Annotated in this window: 16 protein-coding genes; 9 read left to right on the forward strand and 7 right to left on the reverse strand. The window is 72.3% G+C overall.

The window, feature by feature from the left end; genetic code table 11:
* The first annotated feature begins 49 nt into the window (after positions 1 to 49).
* The gene (locus tag ACWED2_RS05780) at positions 50 to 1318 is read left to right on the forward strand and encodes a YeeE/YedE family protein (protein WP_449689271.1); all 1269 of its coding nucleotides are present in this window, start codon (positions 50 to 52) and stop codon (positions 1316 to 1318) included.
* 43 nt (positions 1319 to 1361) lie between these two features.
* Here ACWED2_RS05780 and ACWED2_RS05785 read toward each other — a convergent pair whose 3' ends face one another.
* Complete coding sequence (locus ACWED2_RS05785; protein WP_449689272.1) at positions 1362 to 2582, reverse strand: acetyl-CoA C-acetyltransferase; 1221 nt, start codon at positions 2580 to 2582, stop codon at positions 1362 to 1364.
* A gap of 111 nt (positions 2583 to 2693) precedes the next feature.
* Here ACWED2_RS05785 and ACWED2_RS05790 point away from each other — a divergent pair, with 111 nt between their 5' ends.
* From ACWED2_RS05790 to ACWED2_RS05815, 6 genes are all read left to right on the forward strand, one after another.
* Complete coding sequence (locus ACWED2_RS05790) at positions 2694 to 3641, forward strand: pentapeptide repeat-containing protein (RefSeq protein WP_449689273.1); 948 nt, start codon at positions 2694 to 2696, stop codon at positions 3639 to 3641.
* 339 nt (positions 3642 to 3980) lie between these two features.
* Positions 3981 to 5351, forward strand: coding sequence for a cystathionine beta-synthase (locus ACWED2_RS05795; protein ID WP_449689274.1), 1371 nt, complete (start codon positions 3981 to 3983; stop codon positions 5349 to 5351).
* A gap of 240 nt (positions 5352 to 5591) precedes the next feature.
* A complete protein-coding gene (locus ACWED2_RS05800) occupies positions 5592 to 7031 on the forward strand; it encodes a hypothetical protein (protein WP_449689301.1) in 1440 nt (479 codons plus the stop codon).
* A 345-nt stretch (positions 7032 to 7376) separates the two neighbouring features.
* The gene (locus tag ACWED2_RS05805) at positions 7377 to 7829 is read left to right on the forward strand and encodes a hypothetical protein (RefSeq protein WP_449689275.1); all 453 of its coding nucleotides are present in this window, start codon (positions 7377 to 7379) and stop codon (positions 7827 to 7829) included.
* Complete coding sequence (locus tag ACWED2_RS05810; RefSeq protein ID WP_449689276.1) at positions 7830 to 8261, forward strand: hypothetical protein; 432 nt, start codon at positions 7830 to 7832, stop codon at positions 8259 to 8261.
* A gap of 50 nt (positions 8262 to 8311) precedes the next feature.
* On the forward strand, positions 8312 to 9469 hold the full coding sequence (locus tag ACWED2_RS05815; RefSeq protein WP_449689277.1) for a cystathionine gamma-synthase: 1158 nt from the start codon (positions 8312 to 8314) through the stop codon (positions 9467 to 9469).
* Positions 9470 to 9472: 3 nt separating this feature from the next.
* Here the strand turns inward: ACWED2_RS05815 and ACWED2_RS05820 are convergent, their stop codons facing one another.
* The gene (locus ACWED2_RS05820) at positions 9473 to 9949 is read right to left on the reverse strand and encodes a TIGR03618 family F420-dependent PPOX class oxidoreductase (RefSeq protein WP_449689278.1); all 477 of its coding nucleotides are present in this window, start codon (positions 9947 to 9949) and stop codon (positions 9473 to 9475) included.
* An 82-nt stretch (positions 9950 to 10031) separates the two neighbouring features.
* Positions 10032 to 10304, reverse strand: a complete 273-nt coding sequence (locus tag ACWED2_RS05825) for a hypothetical protein (RefSeq protein ID WP_449689279.1) — start codon at positions 10302 to 10304, stop codon at positions 10032 to 10034.
* Positions 10305 to 10400: 96 nt separating this feature from the next.
* Between ACWED2_RS05825 and ilvA the strand changes: the two genes are divergently transcribed.
* On the forward strand, positions 10401 to 11603 hold the full coding sequence (gene ilvA / locus ACWED2_RS05830) for a threonine ammonia-lyase (protein WP_449689280.1): 1203 nt from the start codon (positions 10401 to 10403) through the stop codon (positions 11601 to 11603).
* Here ilvA and ACWED2_RS05835 read toward each other — a convergent pair.
* The 4 genes from ACWED2_RS05835 to ACWED2_RS05850 are packed head-to-tail and all read right to left on the reverse strand — an operon-like array spanning position 11588 to position 15413.
* Positions 11588 to 12433, reverse strand: a complete 846-nt coding sequence (locus ACWED2_RS05835; RefSeq protein ID WP_449689281.1) for a ferredoxin — start codon at positions 12431 to 12433, stop codon at positions 11588 to 11590. The genes ilvA and ACWED2_RS05835 overlap by 16 nt on opposite strands.
* Positions 12434 to 12459: 26 nt before the next feature.
* Complete coding sequence (locus ACWED2_RS05840) at positions 12460 to 12882, reverse strand: hypothetical protein (protein WP_449689282.1); 423 nt, start codon at positions 12880 to 12882, stop codon at positions 12460 to 12462.
* Between the two features lie 52 nt (positions 12883 to 12934).
* Entirely contained in the window at positions 12935 to 13372 is a 438-nt protein-coding gene (locus ACWED2_RS05845) for a hypothetical protein (RefSeq protein ID WP_449689283.1), read from the reverse strand.
* Complete coding sequence (locus tag ACWED2_RS05850) at positions 13359 to 15413, reverse strand: hypothetical protein (RefSeq protein WP_449689284.1); 2055 nt, start codon at positions 15411 to 15413, stop codon at positions 13359 to 13361. The genes ACWED2_RS05845 and ACWED2_RS05850 overlap by 14 nt, the downstream gene beginning before the upstream one ends.
* 70 nt (positions 15414 to 15483) lie before the next feature.
* Here ACWED2_RS05850 and ACWED2_RS05855 point away from each other — a divergent pair.
* Positions 15484 to 15968, forward strand: a 485-nt coding sequence (locus ACWED2_RS05855) for a hypothetical protein (protein ID WP_449689285.1), incomplete at its 3' end; no start/stop codon positions are given.

Below are 15968 nucleotides of genomic sequence, written 5' to 3' on the forward strand. Positions count from 1 at the left end.
TCACAGTTCTAACTTTGGTCGTCCTGCCCGCCCGAGCCTGGAGTAGCCGGTGGCGACGACCCAATCCCCGATCGGTGCCAAGAAGTTCCTCGACTTCCCCACGTCCTGCGCCGCGCCCGTGCCGCGGCCGGAAGACCCCGTCAAGACCGTCCCGCTGGCCGCCGCCGGCGTGCTCGCCGCCGGCCTGACCTGGTACGTCTGGGCGAGCCAAGGCGCCAAGTTCGGCGTCCTGCTGCTGCTCGGCCTGGGGCTCGGGCTCGCGCTGTTCCACTCGCGGTTCGGCTTCACCTCGGCCTGGCGGCAGCTGATCGCCGTCGGCAACGGCCAGGGCCTGCGCGCCCACACCGTCCTGCTCGGCACGGCCGCGACGCTCATCGCGCTGATCACGGGCACTGGCAGCGGGCTGTTCGGCAGCAAGCCCGCGCCGACGGCGGGCGCGCTCGGCCTCGCGCTCTTCGTCGGGGCGACACTCTTCGCGATCGGCATGCAGCTCGGCGGCGCGTGCGCGTCCGGGACGCTGTTCGCGGTCGGCTCCGGCCAGTCCGTGATCGTGCTCACCCTCGGCGGCTTCATCGCCGGTTCGGTGCTCTACACCTGGGCGTACCCGGTGCTGTCCGGCTGGCCCGAGCTGACGGGCGTGCTGCTGGCCGACCACGTCGGCTGGTTCGGCTCGTGGGCGATCACGATCGCGGTGCTCGCCGCGATCGTCCTGGTCACCCGCGCGGTGCAGCGCCGCCGCACGCCGCCGCCGGTGGACGTCGTCCCGACCGCGCGCGGCTTCGCCCGCGTCTTCCGCGGCTCGTGGCCGATGCTCGCCGGCGCGGTCGTGCTCGGCGTGCTGGCCGCCGCGGTGTTCCTCGTCTCGGGCGGGATCTGGGGCATCACCAGCGCGTTCGCGCTGTGGGGTGCGAAGGTCCTGCAGGTGTTCGGGCTGCACCCCGAGACGTGGGAGTTCTGGCGGCTGAAGGCGAACGCGACGTCGCTGGCCGGCCCGATCTGGCGGGACAAGACCAGCCTCACCGACATCGGCATCATGCTCGGCGCCGCGGTGGCCGCCGCGGCCGCGGGCGCGTGGAAGATCCACAGCTCGATCCCGTGGCGCACGGCGGTGGCGGCGCTCCTCGGCGGCGTCCTGATGGGGGTCGGCGCGCGGATGGCGGGCGGCTGCAACATCGGCGCGTACCTCGGCGGCATCTCCACCGGCAGCCTGCACGGCTGGCTGTGGGGCGTGTTCGCCCTCGGCGGGACGTGGATCGGCCTGAAACTGCGGCCGCTGTTCGGGCTGGCCAACCCGGAACCGGCCGACAGCGTCTGCTGACGCACGAGGGCCCCCACCGCGCGGGTGGGGGCCCTCGCCGGAATCAGGAAAGGCGCTCGATGATCAGCGCCATGCCCATGCCGCCGCCGACGCACATCGTCTCGAGGCCGAACTGCTTGTCGTGGTGCTGCAGCGAATTGATCAGCGTCGAGGTGATCCGGGCGCCGGTCATGCCGAACGGGTGGCCGACCGCGATCGCGCCGCCGTTGACGTTCAGCCGGTCCAGGTCGATGCCCAGGTCCCGGTACGACGGGATGACCTGCGCCGCGAACGCCTCGTTGATCTCGACCAGGTCGATGTCGCCGATCGACAGCCCCGCCCGCGAAAGCGCCTGCCTGGACGCCTCGACCGGGCCGTAGCCCATGATCTCCGGCGAAAGCCCGGTGACGCCGGTGGACACGATCCGCGCCAGCGGCGTCAGGCCCAGCTCACGCGCCTTCGTGTCGGACATGATCACCAGCGCGGCCGCGCCGTCGTTGAGCGCGCAGCAGTTGCCCGCCGTGACCCGGCCGTCCGGGCGGAACACCGGCTTCAGGCCGGAGACGCCTTCCACGGTCACGCCGGCGCGCGGGCCGTCGTCCTTCGACACGACCGTGCCGTCCGGCAGGGTCACCGGGGTGATGTCCTTGGCCCAGAAACCGTCCGCGATGGCCTTCTCGGCCAGGTTCTGCGAACGGACGCCGAACTCGTCCATCTCCTCGCGGGTGACGCCCTTCAGCCGCGCCAGGTTCTCCGCGGTCTGGCCCATCGCGATGTAGACGTCCGGGACGTCGCCCTCGGTGCGCGGGTCGGTCCAGGTGTCGGTGCCGGACTCGGCGGTCGCCTTGGTGCGCGCCTCGGCCTCGGCGAACAGCGGGTTGTGCGTGTCGGGCCAGGAGTCCGAGCTGCCCTTGCCGAACCGCGAAACGGTCTCGACGCCGGCCGAGATGAAGACGTCGCCCTCACCGGCCTTGATCGCGTGGAACGCCATCCGGGTGGTCTGCAGGCTGGAGGAGCAGTAGCGGGTGATGGTGCAGCCGGGCAGGTGGTCGTAGCCCAGCTCGACGGCGACCGCGCGGCCCATGTTGAACCCGGACTCGCCGCCCGGCAGGCCGCAGCCCAGCAGCAGATCGTCGATGTCGGCCGGGTCGAGCTGCGGGACCTTGTCCAGCGCCGCCCGGACCATCTGCACGGTCAGGTCGTCGGGCCGCATGCCGACCAGCGAGCCCTTGTTGGCCCGCCCGATGGGCGAGCGTGCGGTGGAGACGATGACGGCTTCGGGCATGGCGGACACATCCTCGTATCGGCGTGCTAAGCGGTTGGTCACATACTGCCGTCTCCGTGGCCTGGGTCAAAGCCAAACGCGACTAAGGCAACACTGGCACCATCGCTCTTCGTGGCGAACGAACTCGAACGGGTGCTGCGGACGAGGACGATCGTGTTGTGGAGCGCCGGGCTGCTGACGGTCGCCGCGCTCGCCGCCACCCTGCTGCTGACGCTGCTGGGCGGCGGACGCCCGGAGGATTCGGCCCGGCTCGACGCGCTGAAGACCGCCGCCAACATCGTCGTCGGCACCGGGGGCGCCGCCGCCCTGCTGCTCGCCGCGCGGCGGCAGCGGTCGGCCGAGCTGGACCTCGTGCAGAAGGAGCACGACGCCACCGAGCGCCGGATCACCGAGATCTACGGCAAGGCCGCCGACCAGCTCGGCAGCGACAAAGCCCCGGTCCGGCTCGCCGGCCTGTACGCCCTCGAGCGGCTGGCCGGCGGGTACGAGGAGCACCGGCAGACGATCGTCAACGTCCTCTGCGCCTACCTGCGGATGCCGTTCAAGCGCATCGCGAAGAACGCCGAGGAGCTGCAGGTCCGCAAGGCCGCCCAGGGCATCCTCCGGCAGCACCTGCGCCCCGGGCCCGCGGAGCGGCCGAACGAGGACTTCTGGCCGGACATCGACCTCGACTTCTCCGGCGCGACGCTCGTCGGGTTCACCCTCACGCACTGCTCGATCCGGTCGATCACCTGCTACGACGCGGAGTTTCTCGAACTGGCGTCGTTCCGCGGCACCGAATTCCGCGCCAGGGCGGATTTCAACAAGGCGCGTTTCGGTGACCGGGTCGATTTCCGCGGAACCGTTTTCGGTGGCGACGGCGAGAGTTTCAACGGCGCCGTTTTCGCAGGTCCGGCCGATTTCGGCACGAAGTCCGCGGCCCGGCTCGCGGGTGCGCGGGCGAAGCGGGGATTTCCGCGGACCTGGCCGCGGGGCTGGGAAGAACGGCCGATCGCCGACGAGACCGAATGTACGGAACTGACACGAAAGGGCGAACCGGGGCAACCGGCGAGCCGATAGGATCGTCGCACCAAGGAGACAGTCGCCATGCCACAGGAGGTGAACTGGCGATGATCACCACTCGGGCCGCCCACTGGGCGTCCGCGGCCCCACGGAGGGGCTGCCGCACGGTCATCGACGCCGGGTGGAACCTCCGGGACGGGATGACGGCTCAGTGTGCGGCGGCCCTCGGGCCGGTACCGGTGCGGACGAGCGGCTTGGTGGCCGCCTGAGGCCCGGGCCGGGCGGCCCGACCTCGCGCGCACTGCCCACCATCGCCGACGCGCACCCGGAGCCCGCTCGGGGCTCGATCGTGCACGACTGGACAACCTCATCGGTGGGCCGTTTAGGCTGGCCCCCGTGGAGTACGCAGAGCACATCGCAGACCTCGTGGGCAACACCCCGCTGGTCAAGCTGAACTCGTTGACCAAGGGGCTCAAGCCGCTCGTGCTGGCCAAGGTCGAGTACCTGAACCCGGGTGGCTCGGTCAAGGACCGCATCGCGCTGCGCATGATCGAGGCCGCCGAAGCGTCCGGCGAGCTGCGCCCGGGCGGCACGATCGTGGAGCCGACGTCCGGCAACACCGGCGTGGGGCTGGCCATGGTCGCCCAGCGCAAGGGCTACCAGTGCGTGTTCGTCTGCCCGGACAAGGTCAGCGAGGACAAGCGCAACGTGCTCAAGGCGTACGGCGCCCGCGTCGTGGTGTGCCCGACGGCGGTCGCGCCCGAGCACCCGGACTCCTACTACAACGTCTCCGACCGCCTGGTCCGCGAGATCGAGGGCGCCTGGAAGCCCAACCAGTACGCCAACCCGCAGAACCCGGAGAGCCACTACCTCTCCACCGGCCCCGAGCTGTGGAAGCAGACCGACGGCAAGATCACGCACTTCGTCGCGGGCGTCGGCACCGGCGGCACGATCTCCGGCACCGGCAAGTACCTCAAGGAGGTCAGCGACGGCCGCGTGCAGGTGGTCGGCGCCGACCCGGAGGGCTCGGTCTACTCCGGCGGCAGCGGGCGCCCGTACCTGGTCGAAGGCGTCGGCGAGGACTTCTGGCCGGACACCTACGACCGGACCATCGCCGACGAGATCATCCCGATCTCGGACGCCGACTCGTTCCAGATCACCCGCAGGCTCGCGCTCGAGGAGGGCCTGCTGGTCGGCGGCTCCTGCGGGATGGCCGTCGCCGCCGCGCTCAAGCTCGCCGAGCGGCTCACCGAAGACGACGTCGTGGTCGTGCTGCTGCCCGACGGCGGCCGCGGGTACATGACGAAGGTGTTCAACGACACCTGGATGTCCTCCTACGGCTTCCTGCCGCCCGACTCCTCCGGCGCGACGGTCGCCGACGTGCTCACGAAGAAGAGCGGCCACCTGCCGGCGCTGGTGCACTCGCACCCGAACGAGACGGTCGCCGAGGCCATCGCGATCCTGTCCGAATTCAGCGTCAGCCAGATGCCCGTGGTCAGCGCGGAGCCGCCGGTGATGGCGGCCGAGGTCGTCGGCGCGGTCAACGAGCGGGACCTGCTCGACGCGCTGTTCACCGGCAAGGCCCAGCTGGCCGACCGGCTCGAGCAGCACATGTCCCCGCCGCTGCCGACGATCGGCGGCGGCGAGCAGGTGAGCGCGGCGATGACCGCGCTCGAGGGCGCCGACGGCGCGCTGGTGCTGGTGGACGGCAAACCGGCCGGGGTTGTCACCCGGCACGACCTCCTGGGCTTCCTGGCCGGTCGCTGACCGGCCACAAGAGAGTCTTAATCGGCGGACCCGGCAGGGGCGTTACGAGCGCCTCGCCGGGCCATCCGATAGCGTGGGCGCAAATAGAACACTTTCGCGTTCTCGTCAAGGGGGTTCAAGACCCACATGAGTGCACCGCAGCCACCGAACCAGCCGTGGGGTGGCGGCCAGCCACCTCAGGGCCCGCCGAGTGGCCCCCAGCCGCAGCAGGACCCGTTCGGCAGCCCGGAGCCGACCCAGGTGGTGCAGCCCGTGCAGCCCCAGGGCGGTTCGCCGTTCGGGGAGACGCCGGAGCCGACCCAGGTCGTCCAGCCGGTCCCGCCGGGTGACGGCGGGGCGGGCGCGACCCAGGCGATGCCGCCGGTCGACGCGAACGCGACCCAGATGGTGAACCCGGCCGGCGGCGGCGACGCCCCGGTCGCGGACTCGACGCAGCTGGTGCCGCCGGGCTCCCAGCCGCCGGCGATCCCGTACACCCCGCCGCCGAGCGCGGCCGACAACCCGGCGGCGGCCTTCGGCCAGCAGCCCGGTGGGTACGGCCAGCAGCCGGGCGGGTTCGGGCAGCAGCCGGGTGGCTTCGGGCAGCAGCAGCCGGGCTTCGGCCAGCCGGGCCAGCCGCCGCAGGGCTTCGGCGCCCCGGGTTTCGGTGGCCCGCAGCAGCCCGGCTTCGGTGGGCCGCAGCAGCCGTTCGGCGGGCCGTCGGCCGGCGGCAACGGCCTCTTCGGCTACATCGCCGGTGGCATCGTCGCCCTGCTGGGCCTGATCGCGCTCATCATCTCGTTCAACTACATGGGTGACGCGAGCGACTACTCGACCCTGGTCGGGAGCACGGACTCGGAGATCATCCAGAAGGCGCTCGACGCCGCCGGGCTGATCGGCCCGGGGCTCGTCTGGTTCTACGTGGTCATGATCCTGCTGGGCTCGCTGATCTCCCTCGCCGGCGGTGTCGGGCTGGCGCTCGCGGGCAAGCTGGGCGGGCTCAAGAAGTTCGTCCCGATCGCGGTCGTCGCGGGTGGTGCGCTGCTCGCGATCTTCGCCCTCTTGCTCAAGATCGGCATGACGCCCAACGCCGAGGCGCTGGGCGGCTCCGCCTCCGGCCGGGACACCTTCGGGATCGGGCTGCCGCCGCTGATCCTGGGTGTCCTGATCCTCATCGTGGGGGTGCTCGGCCTCGTCCCGGCGACGCAGCAGTTCGTCGGCCTCGGTGGCGGCGGTTCCGCGCCGGGCGGGCCGCAGGGCTTCGGCGGGCCGCCGCCGGGCTTCGGTGGCCCGCAGCAGCCGGGCGGCTACGGCCAGCCCGGCCAGCCCGGCGGGTTCGGCCAGCAGCCGGGCGGCTACGGCCAGCCGGGTCAGCCTGGTCAGCCGCCGCAGGGTTACGGCCAGCCGGGTGGGTACGGGCAGCCGGGCGGGCCCAATCCCTCCAGCGGTGGGTTCTCGCAGCCTGGTCAGCCGGGCGGCTACGGCCAGCCGGGCGGACCCAACCCGTCGAGCGGTGGGTTCCCGCAGCCGGGGCAGCCGGGTGGCTACGGCCAGCCCGGTGGGTACGGCCAGCCGGGGCAGCCGGGGCAGCCCGCCCAGCCCGGCCAGCCGCCGCAGGGCTGGGGTCCGCCGCCGGGCCAGCAGGGCCCGCCGAGTGGTGGGTTCGGCCAGCCGGGCCAGCCCCCGCAGCAGCAGTGGTGAGCTAGCGCGCGCATTCGTGCCCCGGAGCCGATTCGGCTCCGGGGCACGCTGCTTTTCACCGGTCCGCAATTGTCCGAAGAGGACAATTGCCGGGGCGGCAGCACTGCCGGTAATCGCGTGACCGCATTTCTGCCACTACCGCACAGAAATGATCTTGGGTTCCGCCGTCCGGCCGAATTCCGTTCGCATTCCGGACTACTTTGGCCGATTCCGACTAGGGTGAGCGCCGTCGTCCTGAGCTCGGCTGATGGGGGAGTTGTGACCGGTCCGCACCGTTATCAGGTGGCGCATTCGCATTCGCGTTCATCGACTCGGCCATCCGGAGTAACGGCGGTCCTCGCCGGCGTGCTCGGTTTTCCGGCCGCGGTCGCCGCCGGATACGTGCCGGTCAAGATCTTCCTCGACATGCCGGCCGAATTCAGCCTCGACGCGCTGCCGGGCTGGGTGCTGGTGGACCTCGCCGCCTACGTCGTCGCGGGACTGGTGCTGCTCCTCGGGTCGCTGGCCACACTCTTCCGCGCGACGGCGGGCGCGGTCCTGCTCGGCCTGGGCGCGCTGCTGGCCATCGGCGCCCTGCTCACCGAGCCGATGTCGGTCGGTGTCCCGCCGGCCCGCTTCGCCGACGCGATGTTCACCCACGGCGGGTTCGCGATGGCCGACCGCGTCGGCTTGGCGGGGCTGGCGGTGCTCGTGCTGGTGCTGGCGTTCCTGCCGCCGACGTTCCGCTACCTGCGGTACCGCACGTCCGCGGTGCCGGTGCTGTCGGGCCAGGGTGCCTACTCGTCGCGGAGCTGGTGAGTGGCGGTCCCGGCCCCGCCGAAGCCGGGAACCGGACCGGCGGTCGCGGCGGGGGTGCTCGCCGTGCTCGGCGGCGTGTGGTTCCTGGCGGGCATCTTCTGGTGGACCCTCGTCCTGGGGTACGACCAGCTGGACCTGATGGTCCCCGGCCAGATCGCCGACGCGGTCGTCGGCCTGCTGCTCTTGCTCGCCGGGGTGTCGTTGCTCGCGGGCGCCGAGGCGGGCCGGGTGCTGTGCCTGGGCACCGCGGTCGTCGCGCTGGTCGCGCTGATGACCGGCGTGGCGCTCCGCTACCAGCGCATTCTGTTCCTCGTCGGAGGCCCCACGGGAATCGACGCCGACGTGCCACGCGCGATCGCCATGGCGGCGCCCTTCGTGGCCCTGCTGGTGCTCGCGGCCCGGCCGGCCACCCGCCGCTGGACGCGCCGCTGAGATCCATCCCACCTGTCGGGAATGTCAGGGCGGGCCCGTACGCTTGACCAATGGTGGACGACTACTCCGATTTGGGCTTCGAGACGCGCGCGATCCACGCCGGTCAGAAGCCCGACCCCCGCACCGGCGCGGTGATCGTGCCGATCTACCAGACCTCGACGTACGCGCAGGACGGCGTGGGCGGGACCCGCGAGGGCGACTACGAGTACTCGCGCACCGCGAACCCGACCCGGTCGGCGCTGGAAGAGGCGCTGGCCTCGCTGGAAGGCGGCCGGCACGCGCTGGCCTTCGCCTCCGGCATGGCCGCCTCCGACGTGGTGCTGCGCAGTACCCTCCGCCCCGGCGACCACCTCGTACTCGGCAACGACGCGTACGGCGGCACGTTCCGCCTGATCGACAAGGTGCTCAGCCTGTGGGGCGTCGAGCACACCGTCGCCGACCTGGCGGACCTCGACGAGGTGCGCGCCGCGATCCGGCCCGAGACCAAGCTGATCTGGTGCGAGTCGCCGACCAACCCGATGCTCGGCATCGCGGACATCGCCGCGCTGGCCGGGGTCGCGCACGACGCCGGCGCGCGCCTGGTGGTCGACAACACCTTCGCGACGCCGTACCTGCAGAACCCGCTGTCGCTGGGTGCGGACATCGTCCTGCACTCGACGACGAAGTACCTCGGCGGTCACTCCGACGTCGTCGGCGGGGCGATCATCACGAACGAAGACGAGCTGCGCGAGCAGTTCTTCTACCTGCGCAACGCCGCGGGCGCGGTGCCGGGCCCGTTCGACGCCTGGCTGACGCTGCGCGGCATCAAGACCCTCGCCCTGCGCATGGAGCGCCACAGCGACAACGCCGAAAAGATCGTCCAGGCGCTGGTCAAGCACCCGAAGGTGGCGAAGGTCTACTACCCGGGCCTGCCCGAGCACCCGGGCCACGAGACGGCCGCGAAGCAGATGCGCCGCTTCGGCGGGATGGTGTCCTTCAGCCACGTGGACGGCGAGGCGGCGGCCCTGGAAGTGGCGAGCCGCACGAAGCTGTTCATCCTCGCCGAGTCGCTCGGCGGCATCGAGTCGCTGATCGAGCACCCGGGCAAGATGACCCACGCGAGCACGGCGGGCTCGACCCTCCAGGTCCCGGCCGACCTGCTCCGCCTCTCGGTCGGCATCGAGGACGGCCGCGACCTGGTGGCCGACCTCCTGGCCGCCCTGGGCTGAGCCTCAAGCACCGAGGTCGAGACCGCCGCCGTAGAGCCGTTCCACCCGGAGCGTGATCACCACGCGGCGGTCTTCGACCATGTTCCGCAGGAACGCGGCCTCGGCCTCGGGGTCTTCGAACGGCGCCTGCATCGCGAGCAGGGCCCGGCCGGTCTCGTCCCCGGGCACCGAGCTGACCGGCGACACCTCGGCGACGCCCTCCGCGACGGCGAAGGCCATGCGGTCGTCACTGCTGACGTACAGCGACGCGTGCGGGTCGCGGGCGAGCTGGCGCACCTTGGCGCGGCCCGCCGTGGACCCGATCCGCACCACGCGCTCGTCCGGATCCCAGGCGTAGGCGACCGTGGACACGTGCGGGAAGCCGCCCCGGTTGACGGTGGCCAGCGCGCCCAGGCTGTGGTCGCTCAGCAGCCGGCTCGACGCTTCTTCGGTGGGCTTGGCGGGGCCGGGACCGCGGCCCGGCTCGTAAACGGTGGTCACGCCGATGATCATCGGGGACCGGCCGACCCCGCGGAAGAAGGCACTTTCGTGTTCCCCCGGCACATCGGGGTAACCCGCCAGGTCAGGGGTTGTAGTTGCCGTGCACGACGCCGCCGGACGACTGCGTGCCGGTGGCCGGCAGCTTCGCGCCGTCGACGCAGCCGCCGACCAGCTCGACGTGGCTGTCGTGGCGGATGTACTGCGCCGGGGCGCCGCACGAGGCGCTGTCCACGGTGATGTACGCGGCACCGGTCAGCGCGGCCGCCGAGGCCAGCCCGATCACGAGCGGGAGCAGGCCGGCGGAGCGGGTCGCGCGAGCCCGTCGGGCGGCGTTCGCGTCGTTCCCGGATGCCATAGGTTGCTCCTTGTTTACCGCGTGTTGACGCGACCCAGGGTACCCGGCCGACGGTCCGGTCAACCTGTGGAGTTCCTGAGTGGCATAGTCCGGCCCATGGAACTCGTCACCCTCGAGCGGATCCAGGCCGCCCGGGAACTCCTCGAAGGAGTGACCCGGGTGACGCCGATGGAGCACGCGCGCGACCTGCGCGAACTCCACGGCGGTCCGGTGTACCTGAAGTGCGAAAACCTGCAGCGGACGGGGTCGTTCAAGATCCGCGGCGCCTACACCCGCATCCACGGCCTGACCGAGGCCGAACGCGAGCGGGGCGTCGTCGCGGCCAGCGCCGGCAACCACGCGCAGGGTGTCGCGCTGGCGTCGTCGCTGCTCGGCGCCAGGTCCACCGTCTTCATGCCGCTGCGGGCCCCGCTGCCGAAGCTGGCCGCCACCCGCGGCTACGGCGCCGACGTCCACCTGCACGGTGCTCTCCTGGAAGAGACGCTCAGAGCGGCGGTCGAGTTCGGCGAGCGGACCGGGGCGGTGTTCATCCACCCCTTCGACCACCCAGACGTGATCGCCGGCCAGGGCACGGTCGGCCTGGAGATCCTCGAGCAGGTGCCGGGCGTGAAGACCGTCTTGGTCGCCACTGGCGGCGGCGGGCTGGTCGGCGGGGTCGCGTCGGCGGTGAAGGCGTTGCGCCCGGACGTCCGGGTGATCGGTGTCCAGGCCGAGGAAGCCGCGGCGTACCCGCCGTCGCTGGCCGCGGGGGCGCCGGTGCGGCTGAGCTCGACCTCGACCATGGCCGACGGGATCGCGGTCGGCGAACCCGGCCTGGTCAGCTTCGCCCACGTCGAGTCGCTGGTCGACGACGTCGTGACGGTGTCCGAGCAGTTCCTCTCCCGGGCCGTGCTGCTGTGCCTCGAACGCCGGAAGCTGGTGGTGGAGCCCGCCGGCGCGGCCACGGTCGCCGCGCTGCTGCAGCACCCCGGGATCTTCGAGCCCCCGGTCGTGGCCATCCTCTCCGGCGGCAACGTCGACCCGGTGCTCCTGCTGCAGATCATCCAGCACGGCATGACGGCGGGCGGCCGCTACCTGCGGCTGCGGCTGCGGGTCCCGGACCGGCCCGGTTCGCTGGTCGGCGTGCTGTCGTGCGTCAGCGAACTGGGCGCGAACGTGCTCGACGTCGAGCATTCGCGCATCTCCGGCAGCCTCGACCTCGGCGAGGCCGACGTCGTGCTGGCGCTGGAGACCCGCGGCCCCGACCACTGCAAAGAGGTCGAATTCGCGCTGACCAACGCGGGCTACACCGTGGTTTGAGGAGGTTCTCCCGTGATCGCCGCCAGGGCCAGGTCCTTGGCGGGCTCCGGGACCTCCGCCGGCGCGGTGAAGCGGCGGGCCCGGATGTGGGCGACCAGGTCCGGGTCCGGCGGCACCCCGTGCTCGCGCAGGTAGTACGCCACCGCGCCGGGCCAGGCCCAGGCGCCGTCGGTGCGGAAGTTCATCGGCACCGCGTCCGTGCGGTCCGGCGCGAACGCGTCGGGGCCGTTGCTGCGCGAGGCCAGGATGACCGGCGCCGCGTCGAGGTACGCGAGCACCCGCTCGGCTTCCGCCGGGAGCAGTGGCGCGCGCCGGACCAGCGGCTTGCCCGCCGCGTCGAGGCCGTCGTAGATCCGCGGGGTGCGCACCTCGCCGTCGGCGGCCGGCGGGGTCAGCCCGGCGCGCTCGCGCAGCCACGCCGGGATGTGCTCGTCGGCGCGCGGGAAGAACCGCAGCTCGTCCTGGAACCCGATCGGCGGCGGCTGCTGCCGGAACGGCGGTTCGAGGTCGGGCCGCACGAAGTCGACGTCGGGTGGCTGCGCCGGCTCGAACACGAGGATCGCGCCCAGCCACGTGCCGAACCCGGGCTGGTACATGCCCGACCGCAGCACCCCGAGCAGCCGCACCGCCTCCGGGTGCGGCTGGCCGGGCCGGGGCGCGCCGTCCGGCCCGGTCACCAGCAGGTCGGTTTCGACGTGCCGCCCGGCCGCGCGGTACTCCACGCGCAGCTGCCGCCACCCCGGCGGCACCTGCGAGGTCAGCACCGCCCCGATCTGGCGGACGACCTCCTGCTGCTGGTCCGGGCGCAGCGGCCCCGGCGGCTGGCTCACGGTTCATCCCCTCCGGTTCGGTTCGCTCACGAAGGCAGTTTCGCCCGGAACCAGTCCGGCATGTTCTCCGGCGAGCGTGGAAAGCGTTCCTGGTCCAGCGCGTACTCGTCCGGCGCCGGAGGCGTCTGGAACGACGGCTCGTTGTCCCGGTTGAAGTGCACGCGGTAGCGGTCGGGCCGGTCGATCACCATGTCCATCGAGTACCACGTGCCGAGGCCCTCGGCGTACATCCCGCGGCGCAGCTTCGAAAGCGGCTTCGACAGTTCCCGCGGCACCGGCACCTGCTGATGGGTGTCGTTGTCCAGCGTTGCGCCCAAGCCGACACCGGCGCGCTTGCCGACGGACATGAATTCGAAGGTCAGCCGTTCCCAGTTCGGCGGCGCGGCGTTCATGAGCGTTTTGGCGATCTCGCCGAGTATCTCGTTCTGCTCGATCGGGCTCAGCGTCATGCTGTCCGGTCCTCCGTTTTGCTCACCGGTGCGTAGTTTCTTCGATCCGACCTTAGTCTTCCGGGGCAGGTGCCATGGCCGCCGCGTCGGCGAGCGCCCGGCGCAGCCAGTCCGGAATCCGGTCGTCCGAGCGCGGGAACGCGGCGAGGTCGCGCGCGAACGCCACCGGCGGAAGTTCCGGGAACCACCGCGGGTCCTGGTCGTAGTTGAACGTGGCCTCCGGCTCTTCGCCCGCGCGCAGCAGGAAAACCGCGGAGAACCAGGTGCCGCGCCCCGGCTGGTACATCGCCTCACGCAACGCGGCGAGCAGGTTCGTCACCGCGGGCGGTGCGACTTCGGGCGAGCTGCCGTCGGCCATGACGACCGTCAGCTCGGTCTGGTACGCGACAACCGTTGCCCAGACCCGGAACGTCACGCGCCGCCACTTCGGCGGCAGCACCCGCTCGACGGCGTCGAAGATCGCCGGGATCAGCTCATCAGGGCTCGCCATAGCGCCTCACCGTCGCGTTGGGATCGATCTTTTCCGGCACGTTGACGAACACTCGCTCGTAGACCCGGGAAACCCGTTCACCAGTCTCCGGGTCGACCTCGGTGACCCGCCACCGCATGACGTCCTCTTCGGACAGACCGTCCGCCCGCCGTGGGGTGCTCACCTGCAGCAGCTCGACCACCCGGTCGGGCGGATTGTGGTAGGCGGCGAGCTGTTCCTCCTGGCGCCGCCAGGTTTCGGCGGGTTCCCAGCCATCCCGTGCGTGGCCGCTGTTGGAGGCGGCCATCTGCCCGTGCATGTTGCCGTAGCCCGGCGCACCGCCGCCCTCGGTGGAGACGAGGTGACCGCCCGCCCACCGGACTTCGCCGTGCTCGGGGTGGTTCCGGTAGGCGTTCTGCCCCTCGTGCCCGGCCCGGCCCTGACCGCTGTACTTGCCGCCGGCGTCGCGGAAGTCCTCGTTCGACTTCCCGTACTCCGGTTGCGCGGTGGTGTCGATGGTCTGGCCACGGCTGTCCGTCCGGTAGTCGAGCTTCTTCGACGGGTCGTTGAAGTTGTCGACGCGGTACTGGCAGTCGGGCAGCAGCGGGTAGTTGAAGTCCGGGTTCGCCGGCAGCTTGACGCCGCCCGGCGTCCGGCCGCCGCCGGGGGTCAGCTCCACCCACTTGATCTTGCCTTCGGCGTCGGTGTAGAAGCGCGTCTCGGACGCGATCTCCCCGCCCCGGGTCCTGTTGACCACGTGGTACTCGGTGTTCGGCTTCAGCTCGACGCCGGCGAGCACCTTCGGGTGGGTGGGCACCGGCGTCGAGAAGTCACCAGGCTCCGTCTTGTCCCGCGGGCGCGGCCCGGACTCGATCTTCTGCGGCGACTCGGGCGGCCGGTGGTACGGGTTGTCCGGCGAGTCGTGCGGGTGTTCGCGTCCCGGCCGGTCGTAGTCGACGAACTTGTCGTCGTACGTCGGGTCGGAGCGCGGCTTTTCGAATTCGTCCCACTCGCTGCTGTCGAAGAGTTCCTGGTCGTCGTCCGCACCGGAGGGCGACCCGTCCTCGTCGCCGTCACCACGGTGGCGGGCGCTGTCGGCGTCGACGTCGTGCGGGTCGCCGTGGTGGGTGTCCGGCGCGAAGCCGTCGTCGCCGGCGCGGTGCACCGAGCCGTCCGGGCGGTGGGTGTTCCACTCGCCGTCCGGCGGGATCCGCGGCCGCATGCGCCCGTCGGGGCCGATCTCGTAGTCGGACGAGAAGACGCGGCCGTGCGAGTCGGTCCACGCCGGTTTCGTCGGGGCCATGACTTCGGTGTCGAGCTCGCGCGAAAGCCGGTGCGCGAAGTCGTTGGAGCTCGCGTCGCAGCCGATCAGCCGGATCGGGCGGCCGTCGTAGTCGCCGTTGCGGCGCAGGATGTCCGCGAACTCTTCGGGGGTGTACAGCCGGTCGCCGATCCGGGCGTGGCCGTCCGGCGTGACGTGCACGTCGACGGTGTAGCGGCCGTCCGGGTCCGGGTGGACGCGGTGCGGCAGGTCGCCGATTTCGGGATCGCCGGCGTGGTAGGAGCTGCCCGACGGCGTGCTCTCGGCGTGCCGTGCGTTGACCTCGTCCGGGGTGAGCGGCTCGCCGTGGTGCGGGGTGCCGTCCGGGTCGTGGTGACCGGGGCCGTCGTGCGGGCCGTTCTCGTGCGGGCCGTGGCCCGGGGCGCCGCCATCGGGGCCGTGCGGACCACCGGGCCGGGCGTCGGGACCGTGGGGTCCGCCCGGCCGGGTGCCCGGCGCGTGCGTGCCGGGGCGGGTGTCGGGGCCGTGGGTGCCGGGGCCGAAGCCTCGGGCCGCCGGCGCGGGCGCGTCGGGCGTGCGCGGTCGGGGCGTGTCGCCTCCCGCGCGCGGACGTCCCTCGGGAAGCTCGCCACCCGGGCGCGGACGGCCGGGGGCGTCGACGTGCGGGGTGTGGGCTCCGGGGCTGCCCGGGGTGCCGGTCCAGCCGGCTCCTCCGCCGCCGGTGCGAGGGGAGCCGCCGCCACCGGGTGCGCCACCGGGCGGCATCCCGCCACCCGGCATCGGCGCGCCACCCTGCGGCGGGACGCCGGGCGCGGCCGCACCATCGCCACCGCGCGGCGAGGGGAACTGCGTGCTCGGATCCCCGGTGCGCGGGGCGGTGGGCGCGCTGCCGCTGGCGGAGGTACCACCATCGACCCGAGGCGGCGCGGCACTGCTGGGAGTGTCGGCCCCACCGTGCGTGCCGGACGCATCAGCCCGCGAGCCGGGCGACGAGCCGGAGTGCGCGGGCGAAGGACTGCTGTCCCCACCACGGGCCGCCGTGTTCTCACCGGCGCGCGAGGGGCTGTTGTCGCCGGTGTGTGACGGCGTGCTGTCGCTGCCTCGCGTCGGTGAGGGACCGTTGTCGCCGGTGTGTGACGGCGTGCTGTCGCTGCCGCGGGTGGGTGAGGGGCTGTTGTCGCCGGTGTGCGATGGCGTGCTGTCGCTGCCTCGCGTCGGTGAGGGACCGTTGTCGCCGGCGTGTGACGGCGTGCTGTCGCTGCCGCGGGTGGGTGAGGGGCTGTTGTCGCCGGTGTGCGATGGCGTGCTGTCGCTGCCTCGCGTCGGTGAGGGACG

The sequence above is a fragment of the Amycolatopsis sp. NPDC005003 genome (assembly GCF_053600695.1).